General features: G+C 61.2%; 14 protein-coding genes. 5 read left to right on the top strand and 9 right to left on the bottom strand.

All coding sequences use genetic code 11. The features are described 5' to 3' along the window. Positions 1-76: 76 nt before the first annotated feature. On the bottom strand, positions 77-454 hold the full coding sequence (locus DBR46_RS15895) for a hypothetical protein (RefSeq protein WP_124526955.1): 378 nt from the start codon (positions 452-454) through the stop codon (positions 77-79). Between the two features lie 153 nt (positions 455-607). On the opposite strand from DBR46_RS15895, the gene phoB reads away from it, so the two are divergent. From phoB to DBR46_RS15910, 3 genes are all read left to right on the top strand, one after another. Continuing rightward, positions 608-1,297, top strand: a complete 690-nt coding sequence (gene phoB / locus DBR46_RS15900; RefSeq protein WP_003231714.1) for a phosphate regulon transcriptional regulator PhoB — start codon at positions 608-610, stop codon at positions 1,295-1,297. A gap of 83 nt (positions 1,298-1,380) precedes the next feature. Continuing rightward, a complete protein-coding gene (phoR, locus tag DBR46_RS15905) occupies positions 1,381-2,667 on the top strand; it encodes a phosphate regulon sensor histidine kinase PhoR (RefSeq protein ID WP_256204507.1) in 1,287 nt (428 codons plus the stop codon). Between the two features lie 286 nt (positions 2,668-2,953). Then, entirely contained in the window at positions 2,954-4,294 is a 1,341-nt protein-coding gene (locus DBR46_RS15910) for a hemolysin family protein (RefSeq protein ID WP_017738989.1), read from the top strand. A 3-nt stretch (positions 4,295-4,297) separates the two neighbouring features. Here the strand turns inward: DBR46_RS15910 and DBR46_RS15915 are convergent, their stop codons facing one another. From DBR46_RS15915 to DBR46_RS15950, 8 genes are all read right to left on the bottom strand, one after another. Beyond that, positions 4,298-4,960: a M23 family metallopeptidase gene (locus DBR46_RS15915; protein ID WP_124526956.1), complete on the bottom strand. Its 663-nt coding sequence runs from the start codon at positions 4,958-4,960 to the stop codon at positions 4,298-4,300. Positions 4,961-5,164: 204 nt separating this feature from the next. Further along, positions 5,165-6,073, bottom strand: a complete 909-nt coding sequence (locus tag DBR46_RS15920) for a response regulator (protein ID WP_017738991.1) — start codon at positions 6,071-6,073, stop codon at positions 5,165-5,167. 168 nt (positions 6,074-6,241) lie between these two features. Next, positions 6,242-7,003, bottom strand: coding sequence for a phosphate signaling complex protein PhoU (gene phoU / locus DBR46_RS15925; protein ID WP_017738992.1), 762 nt, complete (start codon positions 7,001-7,003; stop codon positions 6,242-6,244). A 70-nt stretch (positions 7,004-7,073) separates the two neighbouring features. After that, positions 7,074-7,907 (bottom strand): phosphate ABC transporter ATP-binding protein PstB, encoded by an 834-nt coding sequence (pstB, locus tag DBR46_RS15930; protein WP_017738993.1) that lies wholly within the window; start codon positions 7,905-7,907, stop codon positions 7,074-7,076. Between the two features lie 140 nt (positions 7,908-8,047). Next, complete coding sequence (pstA, locus tag DBR46_RS15935; protein ID WP_124526957.1) at positions 8,048-9,718, bottom strand: phosphate ABC transporter permease PstA; 1,671 nt, start codon at positions 9,716-9,718, stop codon at positions 8,048-8,050. A gap of 15 nt (positions 9,719-9,733) precedes the next feature. Then, positions 9,734-11,767 (bottom strand): ABC transporter permease subunit, encoded by a 2,034-nt coding sequence (locus DBR46_RS15940; protein ID WP_177325359.1) that lies wholly within the window; start codon positions 11,765-11,767, stop codon positions 9,734-9,736. Positions 11,768-12,197: 430 nt separating this feature from the next. Continuing rightward, positions 12,198-13,184, bottom strand: coding sequence for a phosphate ABC transporter substrate-binding protein PstS (locus DBR46_RS15945; RefSeq protein ID WP_017738996.1), 987 nt, complete (start codon positions 13,182-13,184; stop codon positions 12,198-12,200). 234 nt (positions 13,185-13,418) lie between these two features. Further along, positions 13,419-14,708 (bottom strand): MFS transporter, encoded by a 1,290-nt coding sequence (locus DBR46_RS15950; RefSeq protein ID WP_124526958.1) that lies wholly within the window; start codon positions 14,706-14,708, stop codon positions 13,419-13,421. Positions 14,709-14,950: 242 nt separating this feature from the next. On the opposite strand from DBR46_RS15950, the gene DBR46_RS15955 reads away from it, so the two are divergent. After that, the gene (locus tag DBR46_RS15955) at positions 14,951-15,355 is read left to right on the top strand and encodes an acyl-CoA thioesterase (protein WP_003176975.1); all 405 of its coding nucleotides are present in this window, start codon (positions 14,951-14,953) and stop codon (positions 15,353-15,355) included. A 56-nt stretch (positions 15,356-15,411) separates the two neighbouring features. Next, positions 15,412-16,311, top strand: a complete 900-nt coding sequence (locus DBR46_RS15960; protein WP_124526959.1) for a D-hexose-6-phosphate mutarotase — start codon at positions 15,412-15,414, stop codon at positions 16,309-16,311. Positions 16,312-16,333 lie beyond the last annotated feature (22 nt).

Below are 16,333 nucleotides of genomic sequence, written 5' to 3' on the forward strand. Positions count from 1 at the left end.
CCCACATTTGGATTTGTGAATACATTCAAAATGTGGGAGCGGGCTTGCTCGCGAAGCTCTTAGCGGCGCCTCGGGCTCAAGGCTTGATCACATGCCACGCCCCACCCTTGCCATCACCGGCCTTGTCCCCAGCCATCTTGTCGTCCTTATAGGTGTACACCGGCTTGCCTTTGTAAGCCCATTGGCTGGTCTGGTCATCACGGGTGATCACCGTCCAATCGCCCATCGACTTGTCAGTGGATTCAGCCTTCAGCGGCGGCCAGTTCGTCGCGCACTGGTCCTTGCACACGGACTTGCCGTCGGCATCCTTGTCGAAGGTGTAGAGCGTCATCCCTTTGTGATCCACCAACATCCCGTCTTTGGTCATCGCCGGGTCCATCGCGAAGGCCAGGCCCGGCAGCGTCAACGCTGCCGTTACCAACAGGGCTTTCCAGGAAACAGTACGGTAAGTCATCGGAACCTTCCTTTTGTGGTTGTCAGGATTCGGACCCAAAGCGTAGTCCAGAGAGACGCGAATTGCCCAAGCGACTAAATTACTGTCACACGACTGCAATAATTCCGTTATCTAATGCGGCGCAAGACAGTTAAATGACAAGAGGATTTAGGCATGGTTGGCAGGAGCATTCTGATCGTTGACGACGAAGCGCCCATCCGCGAGATGATCGCCGTTGCGTTGGAAATGGCCGGCTACGACTGCCTGGAGGCAGAGAACTCCCAGCAGGCCCATGCCATTATCGTCGACCGCAAGCCGGACCTGATCCTGCTCGACTGGATGCTGCCCGGCACTTCCGGCATCGAGCTGGCCCGTCGCCTCAAGCGTGACGAGCTGACCGGGGATATCCCGATCATCATGCTCACCGCCAAAGGCGAAGAGGACAACAAGATCCAGGGCCTGGAAGTCGGCGCCGATGACTACATCACCAAGCCGTTTTCCCCACGTGAGCTGGTCGCGCGCCTGAAAGCCGTACTGCGCCGCGCCGGCCCGACCGACGGCGAAGCGCCGATTGAAGTCGGCGGCCTGATCCTCGACCCCATCAGCCACCGCGTGACCATCGACGGCACACCGGCCGAGATGGGCCCCACCGAATACCGCCTGCTGCAATTCTTCATGACCCACCAGGAACGCGCCTACACCCGTGGCCAACTGCTCGATCAGGTCTGGGGCGGCAACGTGTATGTGGAAGAGCGCACCGTGGACGTGCATATCCGTCGCCTGCGCAAAGCCTTGGGCGATGCCTACGAGAATCTGGTACAAACCGTGCGCGGCACTGGCTACCGGTTCTCCACCAAGGGCTGAGCCAGCCGCTTTTTTGACTTAAACAGCTGACAAGGACGCATGTTCAAGTGAACCAAAACTGGCATGGCACCCTGATCCGCCACATGCTCCTGTTGGTCACCGGCTGTCTGCTGGTAGGCCTGATCAGCGGTTACTACGGCTGGAGCCTGGCCATCGGCCTTGGCCTGTACCTGGGCTGGACCCTCAAGCAATTGCTGCGCCTGCATGAATGGCTGCGCCAGCACAAACCCGACGAAGCGCCACCCGACGGCTACGGCCTGTGGGGCGAAGTGTTCGACAGCATCTACCACCTGCAACGCCGCGACCAACGGGTACGCGGGCGCCTGCAAGCAGTGATCGACCGGGTGCAGGAGTCCACGGCCGCGCTGAAAGACGCGGTGATCATGCTCGACAGCGACGGCAACCTGGAATGGTGGAACCGCGCCGCTGAAACCCTGCTGGGCCTCAAGACGCCCCAGGACAGCGGCCAGCCGGTGACCAACCTGGTGCGCCATCCGCGCTTCAAGGAATACTTCGAGCAGGACAACTACGAAGAAGCCCTGGAAATCCCCTCGCCCACCAATGACCGCGTGCGCATCCAGCTGTACCTGACGCGCTACGGCAACAACGAGCACCTGATGCTGGTGCGCGACGTGACCCGCATCCATCAGCTGGAACAGATGCGCAAGGACTTCGTCGCCAACGTCTCCCACGAATTGCGCACACCGCTGACGGTGATCTGCGGCTACCTGGAGACGCTGCTGGACAACGTCGACGAGATCAACCCGCGCTGGAGCCGCGCGCTGCAACAAATGCAGCAGCAGGGTTCACGCATGCAGACCCTGCTCAACGACCTGCTGCTGTTGGCCAAGCTGGAGGCGACCGATTACCCGTCGGACAACCAGCCGGTGGCCGCGCAAAGCCTGTTGCAGACCATCAAGAACGACGCCCAGGCCCTGTCCGGCCAGCGTGGCCAACAGATCACCCTGGAAGCCGACCCGCAGGTCTTGCTCAAGGGTAGCGAAGGCGAATTGCGCAGCGCGTTTTCCAACCTGGTGTTCAACGCCGTCAAGTACACCCAGGACAAGGGCACCATCCGCATCCGCTGGTGGGCCGATGAACAAGGCGCACACCTCAGCGTGCAGGACTCCGGCATCGGCATCGACGCCAAGCACCTGCCGCGCCTGACCGAGCGCTTCTACCGCGTCGATTCGAGCCGCAACTCCAACACCGGCGGCACCGGGCTCGGCCTGGCGATCGTCAAGCATGTGTTGTTGCGCCACCGCGCGCGCCTGGAGATCAGCAGTGTGCTGGGGCATGGCAGCACGTTTACCTGCCATTTTCCGCCGTCGCAGGTGACCCGCTCGCGCGTCCTCAGTACCGACGAATAACCCAAACTCAACACCGGGCTAAAGTGGGAGCTGGCTTTTGTGGGAGCGGGCTTGCTCGCGAAGGCGGTGTATCAGTCAGCACATCCTTTTCTGAGAAACCGTCTTCGCGAGCAAGCCCGCTCCCACAATGGGATTTGCATCGATTTCAAAGACCCATTCCAAGCCCCACCCGGCAGCAGCCACTAGGCAAGCGCCCCATCAGCCGCTACATTGGCCGACTTGCGCCCGCTTTTGCGGCTCACCTGCCACCCCTTAATTGAACACACGGAACCTGCAAAACCCCATCATGGACCCTTCCCCTGGTATCACCCTCGCCACACTCTTCGCCGACTTCGGCATGATTCTTTTTGCACTGGTCCTGGTACTGCTCAACGGTTTCTTCGTTGCGGCGGAATTTGCCATGGTCAAACTGCGCTCCACGCGGGTCGAGGCCATCGCCCACACCAACGGCTGGCGCGGGCAGATCCTGCGCACCGTACACAGCCAGCTCGACGCCTACCTGTCGGCCTGCCAGCTGGGTATCACCCTCGCCTCCCTGGGCCTGGGCTGGGTCGGTGAGCCGGCGTTTGCGCACATTCTCGAGCCGTTGCTGGGCGCCGTGGGCGTCGAGTCGCCGGAAGTGATCAAGGGCGTGTCGTTCTTCGCGGCGTTCTTTGTGATTTCCTACCTGCACATCGTAGTCGGCGAGCTGGCGCCCAAGTCCTGGGCCATCCGCAAACCCGAGCTGTTGTCGCTGTGGACGGCGGTGCCGCTGTACCTGTTCTACTGGGCCATGTACCCGGCGATCTACCTGCTCAACGCCAGCGCCAACGCCATCTTGCGTATCGCCGGCCAAGGCGAGCCTGGCCCGCACCATGAGCACCATTACAGCCGCGAAGAACTCAAGCTGATCCTGCACTCCAGCCGTGGCCAGGACCCCAGCGACCAAGGCATGCGCGTACTGGCCTCGGCCGTGGAAATGGGTGAACTGGAAGTAGTGGACTGGGCCAACTCCCGGGAAGATCTGGTCACCCTGGATTTCAACGCCCCGCTCAAGGAAATCCTCGCGCTGTTCCGTCGCCACAAATTCAGCCGCTATCCGGTGTATGACGCGGTGCGCAACGAATTCGTCGGCCTGCTGCACATCAAGGACCTGCTGCTGGAACTGGCAGCCCTGGATCACATCCCCGAGTCGTTCAACCTGGCCGAGCTGACCCGCCCGCTGGAGCGCGTGTCGCGGCATATGCCGTTGTCGCAGCTGCTGGAGCAGTTCCGCAAAGGCGGCGCACACTTCGCCCTGGTGGAAGAAGCCGACGGCAAGATCATCGGCTACCTGACCATGGAAGACGTGCTGGAAGTGCTGGTGGGCGATATCCAGGACGAACACCGCAAGGCCGAACGCGGCATCCTCGCCTACCAGCCAGGCAAGTTGCTGGTACGTGGCGACACGCCGCTGTTCAAGGTGGAACGCCTGCTGGGCGTTGACCTGGACCATATCGAAGCAGAAACCCTCGCCGGCCTGATCTACGACACCCTCAAACGGGTGCCGGAAGAAGAGGAAGTGCTGGAGGTTGAAGGCTTGCGGATCATCATCAAGAAGATGAAAGGGCCGAAGATCGTACTGGCCAAGGTTCTGCTGCTGGACTGATCCTCAATTGCCCAACGCAAAGTTGGGCAAGGCGCCCACCGGCTGGTTGAACTCATACGGGATCGACACCAGCCCCGCCTCGGTGGCGCGCTGCACGACGAAATGCAAGTGCGGCCCGCTGCTGTTGCCGGTATTGCCCGACAGCGCCAGCGGGCTGCCCACCGCCACACGTTGCCCCACCTGCACGCTGACCGAACCTTGCTTGAGGTGCAGGTACACGCCCTCCGTGCCGTCATCATGGCGCACCCGCACAAAATTCCCCGACGCATCACTGCCGCGCCCGGCCTGCGCGTTCTCGGTTTTCACCACCACACCGCTGCGCGCCGCAATGATCGGCGTGCCTTCGGGCATGGCGATGTCCATGGCGTAGCGGCTTTTGCTGTCGGTGTGGCTGAAACTGCCGTTGGGCCCTTGGCTCAGGCGGAACGGACCACCGCGCCAGGGCAGCGGGTAGCGGTAGGCTTGTTGTGGATAAACCGGCGTCGGCCTATCCAGCAGCTGGCGCGCGGGCTTGCGCTCCTGGATCACGAACGCCTGCGCGCCGGGGGTTTGCCGGTCGCTGTAGAACACGTTGCCGTTGGCATCAACGGATTTGTAGACGGTCATGGCCTGGGCCGACATGGCAACCGTGGCCAACCCGCAGCACAGCAAGCAGCGCATGAGCATAGTGTGAACCTGCCGAAATGAAACGGCAGGCTAGCAAGGGATCATGACAACTCTGTATGCAGCAACGCAGATCCACTGTGGGAGCGGGCTTGTGTGGGAGCGGGCTTGCTCGCGAAAGCGGAGTGTCAGTCACTCAATCTGTTGCTGATCCACCGCATTCGCGAGCAAGCCCGCTCCCACACTGGTTAGGTGTCGCTGCGAAGGTTACGCACCCGGCACAAAATGCTTCTGCGCAGTACCACGGGCGATCAGGCGGGAGATGTAGTCGAGCTTCTGCGCGTCCTGGTCGATAAACCGGAAGGTCAGTTGCAGCCAGTCGCTGTCGGGCTTGGGTTCGTGGGCGACGACGGCGTGCAGGTAGCCGTTGAGGCGCGCGACTTCGGCGTTGTCGCCTTGCTCCAGGTCGAGCACGGCGCTTTCCAGCACCTGGGGCAGGACTTCACCGCGGCGTACCACCAACAGCGCTTCCTTGATGCTCAAACCCTTGATCACGCATTGCTGGGTGCCACTGGACAGGCGCAGTTGGCCCTGGCCACGGCCGCCCGCTGGCGCTGCGGCGGGGGCTTGCACCGGCGGGCTGTTGAGCAGGCCTTTGCTGGGCGCAGGGGCTGCAGCGGCAACCGGGGCTGCGCGCACGGTCTCGGCTTTGCCACCGGTCAGGGCGCTCAGGGAGTCATTGCCAAAGGCCGAGTTCATCTTGGTCGGCGCACTGGCGACCAGGGCGTCGAGGCGGCCGATCTTGTGCAGGGCCTGCTTGACCTTGTTCAGCAATTGCTCGTTGGTGAACGGCTTGCTGACATAACCGGAAACCCCGGCCTGGATCGCCTGGACCACGTTTTCCTTGTCGCCACGGCTGGTCACCATCACAAACGGCATGGCCTTGAGGTGCGGTTGCTCACGGCACCAGGTCAACAGCTCCAGGCCGGACATCTCGGGCATTTCCCAGTCGCAAAGCACCAGGTCGAACGTCTCGCGCATCAGGATGGCCTGGGCCTTTTTGCCGTTCACCGCGTCTTCAAGCTTGATCCCGGGGAAGTAGTTGCGCAGGCACTTCTTCACCAGATCGCGGATAAACGAGGCGTCATCCACCACCAATACACTGACTTTACTCATCGACCCTTCATCCTATAAAAACTTCGGCACGCAAGACGCCTGACTGGTGGCATTTTGCCAAAACTCGGTAGTCACAGTCGGACTTTATTGCTTCCGCTGCGCAAAATATTCGGGGGCCACAAACGAAAACGCCCGGCCAAAGGCCGGGCGTTTATTTCTCGGGCAATCTTACTTATCGTCAGCTTCGCCCGGAACATTAGGGATTTGATCGACCGAACCTTCAACTTCGGCCTTCATGCGCTTGAGGCCCATGTGCCGCACGTCGGTGCCACGGACCAGGTAGATCACCAGCTCCGAGATGTTGCGCGCGTGGTCGCCGATACGTTCCAGCGAACGCAGCACCCAGATGATGCTCAACACCCGCGAGATAGAGCGCGGGTCTTCCATCATGTAGGTGGCCAGCTCACGCAGCGCGGTCTTGTATTCGCGGTCGATGATCTTGTCGTACTGGGCCACCGACAACGCCAGCTCGGCGTCGAAACGGGCAAAGGCGTCCAGTGCGTCGCGCACCATGTTGCGCACCTGGTCGCCGATGTGGCGCACCTCCACGTAGCCGCGCGGGGCTTCGCCTTCTTCGCACAGCTGGATGGCACGACGGGCGATCTTGGTGGCTTCGTCGCCGATGCGCTCCAGGTCGATCACCGACTTGGAGATGCTGATGATCAAACGCAGGTCGGACGCCGCCGGTTGGCGACGGGCCAGAATGCGCAGGCATTCTTCGTCGATATTGCGTTCCATCTGGTTGATCTGGTCATCGATCTCACGCACTTGCTGGGCCAGGCCCGAATCGGCCTCGATCAGCGCGGTCACGGCGTCGTTGACTTGCTTCTCCACCAGACCGCCCATCGCCAGGAGGTGGCTGCGCACTTCCTCGAGCTCGGCGTTGAACTGCGCGGAGATGTGGTGGGTAAGGCCTTCTTTGCTAATCATGTTGGCGTCCTTGGAGCGTCCGGTAAGGTGCGGAGAACCGCAGCATCAGTGCAATGAGAACCACGGCTGACTAGCCGTAGCGACCGGTGATGTAGTCTTCGGTCTGCTTCTTCGCCGGATTGGTGAACAGAGTATCGGTATCACCGAATTCCACCAGCTTGCCCATGTACATGAACGCGGTGTAGTCGGAAACCCGCGCTGCCTGTTGCATGTTGTGGGTCACGATGACGATGGTGAACTTGGATTTGAGCTCGTAGATCAGCTCTTCGACTTTCAGCGTCGAGATCGGGTCGAGTGCCGAGCATGGTTCGTCGAGCAACAGCACTTCCGGCTCCACGGCGATAGTGCGCGCGATCACCAGACGTTGTTGCTGGCCGCCGGACAGGCCGAGGGCCGAGTCGTGCAGACGGTCTTTCACTTCGTCCCACAACGCCGCGCCTTTCAAGGCCCACTCAACCGCTTCGTCGAGGATGCGTTTCTTGTTGATGCCCTGGATGCGCAGGCCGTAGACCACGTTTTCGTAGATGGTCTTGGGGAACGGGTTGGGCTTCTGGAACACCATGCCCACACGACGACGCAGCTCAGCCACGTCTTCGCCCTTGCGGTAGATGTTGGTGCCGTAGAGGTTGATGGCGCCATCAACGCGGCAACCGTCCACCAGGTCGTTCATGCGGTTGAAGGTACGCAGCAGCGTGGACTTGCCGCAGCCCGACGGGCCGATGAAGGCGGTCACGCGCTGCTTGGGGATGTTCATGCTGACGTCGAACAGCGCCTGTTTTTCACCGTAGTACAGGCTCAGGCCCGGCACTTCGATGGCCACGGTTTCCTGGGCCAGGCTCAGGCTCTGCTTGTCGCGACCCAGGGCAGACATGTTGATGCCGTGGGTGTGGGTTTCATGTTGCATGGGATGCTCCCTGTGCTACCAATTCGTTGTGTGGGAGCGGGCTTGCTCGCGAAGGCGTCCGGTCAGTCGACCTATGTGTTACTGAGACACCGCATTCGCGAGCAAGCCCGCTCCCACATTTAGTCCGCGTTCAATTCAGATCAGCTATCCAACGCTTTGTATTTTTCACGCAGGTGGTTACGAATCCACACTGCCGACAAGTTGAGCGTGGCGATCACCAGCACCAGTAGCAAGGCGGTGGCGTACACCAGTGGCCGTGCCGCTTCGACGTTGGGGCTCTGGAAGCCGACGTCATAAATATGGAAGCCCAGGTGCATGATCTTCTGGTCCAGGTGCAAGTACGGGTAGTTGCCATCCAGCGGCAGCGACGGCGCCAGTTTCACCACACCCACCAGCATCAGCGGCGCCACTTCACCGGCGGCGCGGGCCACGGCGAGGATCATGCCGGTCATCATCGCCGGGCTGGCCATGGGCAGCACGATCTTCCACAGCGTTTCCGCCTTGGTCGCGCCCAGTGCCAGGGAGCCTTCACGCACGGTGCGAGGAATCCGCGCCAGGCCTTCTTCAGTGGCCACGATCACCACCGGCACCGCCAGCAGCGCCAGGGTCAGCGAGGCCCACAGCAGGCCCGGCGTACCGAAGGTCGGCGCCGGCAGGGCTTCGGCGAAGAACAGGCGGTCCACCGAACCACCCAGTACATACACGAAGAAGCCCAGGCCGAACACGCCGTAGACGATGGCCGGTACGCCCGCCAGGTTGTTCACGGCGATACGGATGATGCGCGTCAGGGTGTTCTGCTTGGCATATTCACGCAGGTACACCGCCGCCAGTACGCCGAACGGGGTCACGATCATCGCCATGATCAGGGTCATCATCACGGTGCCGAAGATGGCCGGGAAGATCCCGCCTTCGGTGTTGGCTTCCCGTGGGTCATCGCTGAGGAATTCCCAGACCTTGCTGAAGTAGAAACCGATCTTGGTAAAGGTGCCCATGGCGTTCGGCTGGTAGGCGTGCACCACTTTGCCGATGCCGATCTCCACTTCCTTGCCGTTGCCGTCACGGGCGGTCAGCGCGTCACGGTTGAACTGGGTGTGCAGGTCGGACAGGCGCGCTTCGATGTCCTGGTAACGGGCATTCAGCTCGGCGCGGTCGGCGTCCATGTCGGCCTGGGCGGCAGCGTCGAGCTTGCCTTCCAGTTCCAGCTTGCGGCCGTGCAGGCGGATGCGTTCGAGACCTGCGTTGATTGCGCCGATATCGGTTTTTTCCAGGCTCTTGAGCTGGGCAGCCAGCTTGTTCACACGGTCGACGCGGGCTTGCAGCTCCGGCCACGCGGCCTCGCCTTCGGCGATGACCTTGCCATCCTGCTTGACGTTGACCAGGGTGCCGTAGAAGTTACCCCACTCGCGACGCTCGATGGCCATCAGCTCGACCGGCTTGGTCTGGTCCTTCAGCCACTCGCCGACGATCCAGGTGAAGTCGTTGCCGTTCAAGTCCCGGTTGCCGACCTTGATCAGCTCGCGGGTCATGAATTCCGGGCCTTGGTCCGGCACGGGCAGGCCAGCGCTTTTCAGGCGCTCGCGGGGCACTTCTTCCTTCTGCACCACTTCGCCGATGACGATATGGTTTTCCTGGCCCGGCACGCTGTAGTTGGCCTGGATCAGGTCGGCCGGCCAGAAGTGGCCCAGGCCACGTACGGCAATCACGGCCAGCAAACCAATGGTCATGATGACCGCGATGGACACCGCGCCACCGCTGATCCAGACGCCTGGGGCGCCGCTCTTGAACCATCCATTCAGGGAGTTCTGTTTCACAGACTTCTACCTTTCTTAAAGCGACGAGTATTTCTTGCGCAGACGCTGACGGATCAGCTCGGCGAGGGTGTTCATGATGAAGGTGAACAGCAGCAGCACCAGTGCCGAGAGGAACAGCACACGGTAGTGACTACCGCCCACTTCCGACTCAGGCATCTCCACCGCGACGTTGGCCGCCAGCGTGCGCAGGCCTTCGAACAGGTTCATCTCCATCACCGGAGTGTTGCCGGTGGCCATCAGCACGATCATGGTCTCGCCGACGGCACGGCCCATGCCGATCATCAGGGCCGAGAAAATGCCCGGGCTGGCAGTCAGGATCACCACACGGGTCATGGTCTGCCACGGCGTGGCACCCAGGGCCAACGAGCCCAGGGTCAGGCCGCGCGGTACGCTGAACACGGCGTCTTCGGCGATGGAGTAGATGTTCGGGATCACCGCAAAACCCATGGCCAGGCCGACTACCAAGGCGTTGCGCTGGTCGTAGGTGATGCCCAGATCGTGGGAGATCCACATGCGCATGTCGCCGCCGAAGAACCAGGTTTCCAGGTACGGGCTCATGTACAGCGAGAGCCAGCCCACAAACAGGATCACCGGGATCAGGATCGCACTTTCCCAGCCATCGGGAACGCGCAGGCGGATCGACTCAGGCAAGCGGCTGAAGATGAAACCGGCCACCAGGATGCCAATCGGCAACAGCATCAACAGGCTGAAAATCCCCGGTAGATGCCCCTCGACATACGGCGCCAGGAACAGGCCGGCGAAGAAGCCGAGGATCACCGTCGGCATCGCTTCCATCAGTTCGATCACCGGCTTGACTTTGCGGCGCAGGCTCGGGGCCATGAAGTAAGCGGTGTAGATGGCAGCGGCAACAGCCAGCGGTGCGGCCAGCAGCATGGCGTAGAACGCCGCCTTCAGCGTACCGAAGGTCAGTGGCGCCAGGCTCATCTTGGGTTCGAAGTCGGTGTTGGCGGCGGTCGATTGCCAGACGTATTTAGGCTCGTCGTAGTTTTCGTACCAGACCTTGCTCCACAGCGCGCTCCACGAGACTTCCGGGTGCGGGTTGTCGAGCAGCAGCGGTTGCAGCTTGCCGCCGGCTTCCACGATCACGCGGTTGGCCCGTGGCGACAGGCCGAATACGCCTTGGCCATCGACCACCGGGTCCACCAGCAAGGTGCGGTGGGCGGTGCTGTGGAACACGCCGAACTTGCCGGAGGCATCGAGCGCGGTGAAGCCTTTGCGACGCTCTTCGGCGGTGATTTCAACGATAGGCGCGGTGCCCATCTGGAAGGTGCGGATCTGCTTGAGGTGCTGCTCGCCGTCCGGGTCGCGGGCCATGAACCACTGGGCCAGACCGCCTTTGGAGTTACCGACGATCAGCGAGATACCGCCCACCAACTGGGTGCTGGCGGTGATTTCGGCATCGCCACTTTCCAACAATTTGTATCGACCGTTGAGGCTCTTGTCCCGTAGGTTGAATACATCGGCCAGGGCACGGCCGTTAATCACGTACAACCATTGCTGGCGTGGGTCGATGAAGATCGCCTTCACCGGCTCGGTCATTTGCGGCAGCTCGATACGCTTCTGCTCGCTGGTGACTTCGCCAGTCATCATGTTTTCTTCGCGGCTCAAGGACAGCACGTTCAGGTGCGAACCCGCGGAGCCGGCGACCACCAGGGTGGAATCAGTGGCGTTGAGCGCGACGTGCTCCAGCGGACGACCGGCGTCATCGAGGACGATCGGTGTTTCACCGTAGGGGTATTCGATCGCAGGCGAAATGGTTTTCTTGCCGTCCGGGTAGGACACCTTATAGGTGTGGCGGAACACCATGGACTGGCCATTGGACAAGCCCAGGATCACCAGCGGGCTGCCGGGCTGGTCTTCACCGATGGAGACCACTTGGCTACCGGCCGGCAACGGCAGGTCGACACGCTTGAGCTCGGCGCCGGTGTCCACATTGAAGAACAGTGCCTGGCCCTTGTCGGAAACCCGCATGGCGACTTGGTTCTGCTCTTCGAGCGAGATCATCAACGGCTTGCCGGCGTCCTGGATCCAGGCCGGGGTCAGTGCGTCTTCCTTGGTCAGCGAGGCGCCTTGGAACAGCGGCGCAACCACGTAGGCAAGGAAGAAGAAGATCAGCGTGATTGCACCGAGGACGGCGAGACCGCCGATCAATACATACCAACGGGTCAGGCGATCTTTGAGCGCGCGAATGCGGCGCTTGCGTTGCAGCTCAGGCGTATTGAAATCAATGCGCTTGGGAGGAGAAGTCGTCGTCATGGTGGAATTGGCCAGATCATTCATGCGCACACCCTAGCGATCCTGTATGACAGAAAGATGACAATGCAGTGACGCAAGAAATCCGCCGCGTAGCAGAGCTGGCAGCGGACTAAAAATTAGGAGGCGAGGTCCAGGTCCTGCAGACCCCGCCCGGGCCTTGAGCCTTGGTATAAACCCGGCTCAAGGCAGCTTTACCGAAGGCTTACTTGCCGCCTTCTTTCAAACCCAGGTCAGCCAGGGCCTTGGCGGCAACTTTGGCTGGAAGTGGGATGTAGCCGTCTTTCACGACAACTTCCTGGCCCTGTTTGGACAGAACCAGTTTCACGAACTCAGCTTCCAGCGGGGCCAGAGGCTTGTTCGGGGCTTTGTTGACGTAAACGTAGAGGAAACGCGACAGCGGGTATTTGCCGTTCAGGGCGTTTTCTTCGCTGTCTTCGATGAAGTCAGTGCTGCCTTTCTTGGCCAGGGCAACGGTCTTCACGCTTGCAGTCTTGTAGCCGATGCCCGAGTAACCGATACCGTTCAGCGAGGAGCTGATCGACTGCACGACCGAAGCCGAGCCTGGTTGTTCGTTCACGTTTGGCTTGTAGTCGCCTTTGCACAGGGCTTCTTCTTTGAAGTAGCCGTAGGTGCCGGATACCGAGTTACGGCCGAACAGTTGCACTGGCTTGTTGGCCAGGTCGCCGGTCACACCCAGGTCGCCCCAGGTTTTCACGTCGGCTTTGCCACCGCACAGGCGAGTCGAGGAGAAGATCGCATCAACCTGTTCCATGGTCAGGTGCTGGATCGGGTTGTCTTTGTGTACGAAGACAGCCAGGGCGTCCACGGCAACCGGGATAGCGGTTGGCTTGTAGCCGTACTTCTGCTCGAAGGCAGCCAGTTCGGTGTCCTTCATCTTGCGGCTCATCGGGCCCAGGTTGGAGGTGCCTTCAGTCAACGCAGGTGGCGCGGTGGCGGAGCCAGCGGCCTGAATCTGGATGTTTACGTTCGGGTATTCTTTTTTGTAGGACTCGGCCCACAGGGTCATCAGGTTGGCCAGGGTGTCAGAACCAACGCTGGACAAGTTGCCCGATACACCGGTGGTTTTGGTGTAGCTCGGGATAGCTGGGTCAACAGCGGCGAACGCGTTAGCAGTCGCAACGCCAGCAGCGACAAAAGTCATGGCCGCCATCAAACGCTTCAGTTTCATGCCTTACTCCTAGCAGATAGGGATAGTTGGATCGGGGCCAAGTATCGGTAGGCCGTGTGAACACTCTATGTCTGGAATATGACAATTAGATGAAAGGCCAGTATTGGCTTTAAACACGGCAAGCCGGGGAAAGGTTCGCAAACACGGGGGGTTGGGGCAGGAGCGGAGGTGTTTCAGAAATACTCTGTAATGCGATCGCTCCTACATTGCGCAGGAACGATCGCTTTCAAGGCCTTAGCGGGAACGCTTCCACAGATACCCACCCACCAACATCCCCATCACGCACAGCGCGGCGACATAGTAAGCAGGGCCCATCGGGCTTTCCTTCATCAACAACGACACCGCCAGCGGCGTCAGGCCGCCGAAAATCGCGTAGGCCACGTTGTAGGAGAACGACAAGCCGCTGAAGCGCACCACCGGTGGAAAGGCTTTCACCATCACGTAGGGCACCACGCCGATGGTGCCGACGAACAGGCCAGTCAGGGCATACAGTGGGAACAGCCAGTCCGGGTGCTGGACCAGACTATGGTACAGCGTCCACGAACTGCACAGCAGCAACAGGCAACCGACGACCAGCACGCGGCCAGCGCCGAAGCGGTCAGCCAGGGCACCAGAGAGGATGCAGCCCAGGCTCAGGGTGACGATAGCCAGGCTGTTGGCTTGCAAGGCGATGGTCGGTGCAAAGTGGTAGACAGTCTGCAGCACGGTCGGGGTCATCAGGATGACCACAACGATGCCGGCCGACAGCAGCCAGGTCAGCAGCATCGACAACACGATGGCGCCACGGTGGTCACGCAGTACCGCGCGCAGCGGCAGCTCGGCGGCCAGGGTCTTGCGTTGCTGCATCTCGGCGAAGATCGGCGTTTCATGCAACCAGCGACGCAGGTACACCGACAACAGGCCGAACACGCCGCCGAGCAGGAACGGGATGCGCCAGGCGAAATCCGAAACCTCTGCCGGGGTGTAGAGGGTGTTGATCGCCGTAGCCACCAGCGAACCCAGGAGGATGCCGGCAGTGAGGCCGCTGGTCAGGGTGCCACAGGCGTAGCCGATATGGCGCGGCGGTACGTGTTCGGAGACGAACACCCACGCGCCCGGCACTTCGCCACCAATCGCCGCTCCCTGGATGACGCGCATCAGCAGCAACAGGATCGGCGCCCACAGGCCGATCTGCGCGTAGGTCGGCAGCAGGCCCATGATCAGGGTCGGTACGGCCATCATGAAGATGCTCAGGGTGAACATCTTCTTGCGGCCCAGCAGGTCACCGAAGTGCGCCATGATGATGCCGCCCAGCGGGCGCGCCAGGTAGCCGGCCGCAAAGATGCCGAAGGTCTGCATCATGCGCAGCCATTCGGGCATGTCCACCGGGAAAAAGAGTTTTCCGACCACGGTGGCGAAAAACACGAAAATGATGAAATCATAAAATTCCAGCGCCCCGCCCAAGGCAGACAGCGACAGGGTTTTGTAGTCGTTGCGGGTCAGCGGGCGCGAAGGTTGCGCACTGCTTGCGGGCACGGAGGACATGGCAAGGCTTCTCTTATAGTAGTCAGGACGGCAGAACCGCTGTGCTGGCAGGGCCAGGACGGGTTGGGAAAGATAGCAAATCGCTTGCAAAAGCACACCACAAGCACAGTTGCGGTAAAAAGCCGCGATACAGCGGCGAATAGCCGACCAAATCAACTACAGACGGTCGTCGCGACGCAAGGGTGTCGATATACTCGGGCCACGCACGCGCCAGACACGCAGTCTTGAGAGGCATACCCGGCATGATCGAACTCGAACAAGAAGACCCTATCCCGCAAGGCGATCTCGCCCTGCAAATCACCGCGCTTCCGCGCGAAACCAACGGCTTTGGCGATATCTTCGGCGGCTGGCTGGTCGCGCAGATGGACCTCGCCGGCACCGCCATGGCCAGCAAGGTCGCGGGTGGGCGTGTGGCCACCGTGGCCATCGATCGCATGGCGTTCCTGGTGCCTGTCGCCGTGGGCGCGCAGCTGTCCTTTTATACCCAGGCCCTGGAAATCGGCCGCAGCTCGATCCAGATGATGGTCGAAGTGTGGAGCGACGACCCGCTGTCCAGCGAATGGCGCAAGGTCACCGAGGCGGTGTTTGTGTTCGTTGCCATCGATGGCAGTGGCCGTACGCGCTCGGTTCCATCGCGCGCCCGTTAAACCTCGCCGGGTTTTGACGGTCAATTGCCCCATTGCCTGCCATTGAGAGTGTTGTTATGCCTGTGCCCCACGTTGAAACCGTGAAAATCGATGAGCTGGACTGCTGGCGCATCCGCCACAACGGCGCTGAGTTGATGGTGGCCCAACAGGGCGCGCACATCTTCAGTTACCAACGTGATGGCGAGCAGCCGCTGATCTGGCCCAACCCCGAAGCGGTGTTCAAGCAGGGCAAGGGCATTCGTACCGGCGTACCGGTGTGCTGGCCGTGGTTCGGCGTATTTGAGCGCAACCCGCCAAGCGTCAAGGCGATGCGCCAGAGCGAGCAGCCTGCCGGTGCCCATGGTTTTGTGCGTACTGCGTTGTGGGAATTGGCCGCGACCGAGCTTGAAGGCGACGCCTTGCGCGTTGACCTGGTACTGCCAGTGCCCACAGGTGGCTTCCCCGGCTGGCCCCATCAAGTCGACCTGACCCTGAGCCTGCTGCTGGACGAGCAACTGCACATCCGCCTGACCAGCCACAACCGTGGCACCGACACCGTGACCCTCAGCCAGGCGCTGCATACGTACTTTGCCGTGAGCGATGTGCGCAACGTGCAAGTCGATGGGCTGGACGGAACGGCGTATATCGATACCGCTGACGGCTGGACCGAGAGAAACCAATCAGGTTTGCTGCACTTCACCGCCGAGACGGATCGCATCTACCTCGATACGCCGGCGCAGTTGAGCATCGTCGATAAAGACTGGCAGCGTCGCATCCAGCTCACCAGCGAGGGCTCGAAGTCCACCGTGATCTGGAACCCGTGGACCGAGCGCGCCAAGGCCTTTGATGACATGGCCGATGATGGTTGGACGGGCATGCTGTGCATCGAGACGGCGAATGTGCTGGATGATGTCGTTGAGTTGGCACCCGGCCAAAGCCACACCTTAGGCGTGAGCATCACTGGTATAGCCCTGTAAACCCAATCAAAACTGTGGGAGC

It is taken from the genome of Pseudomonas sp. KBW05 (assembly GCF_003852405.1).
Classification (GTDB): domain Bacteria; phylum Pseudomonadota; class Gammaproteobacteria; order Pseudomonadales; family Pseudomonadaceae; genus Aquipseudomonas.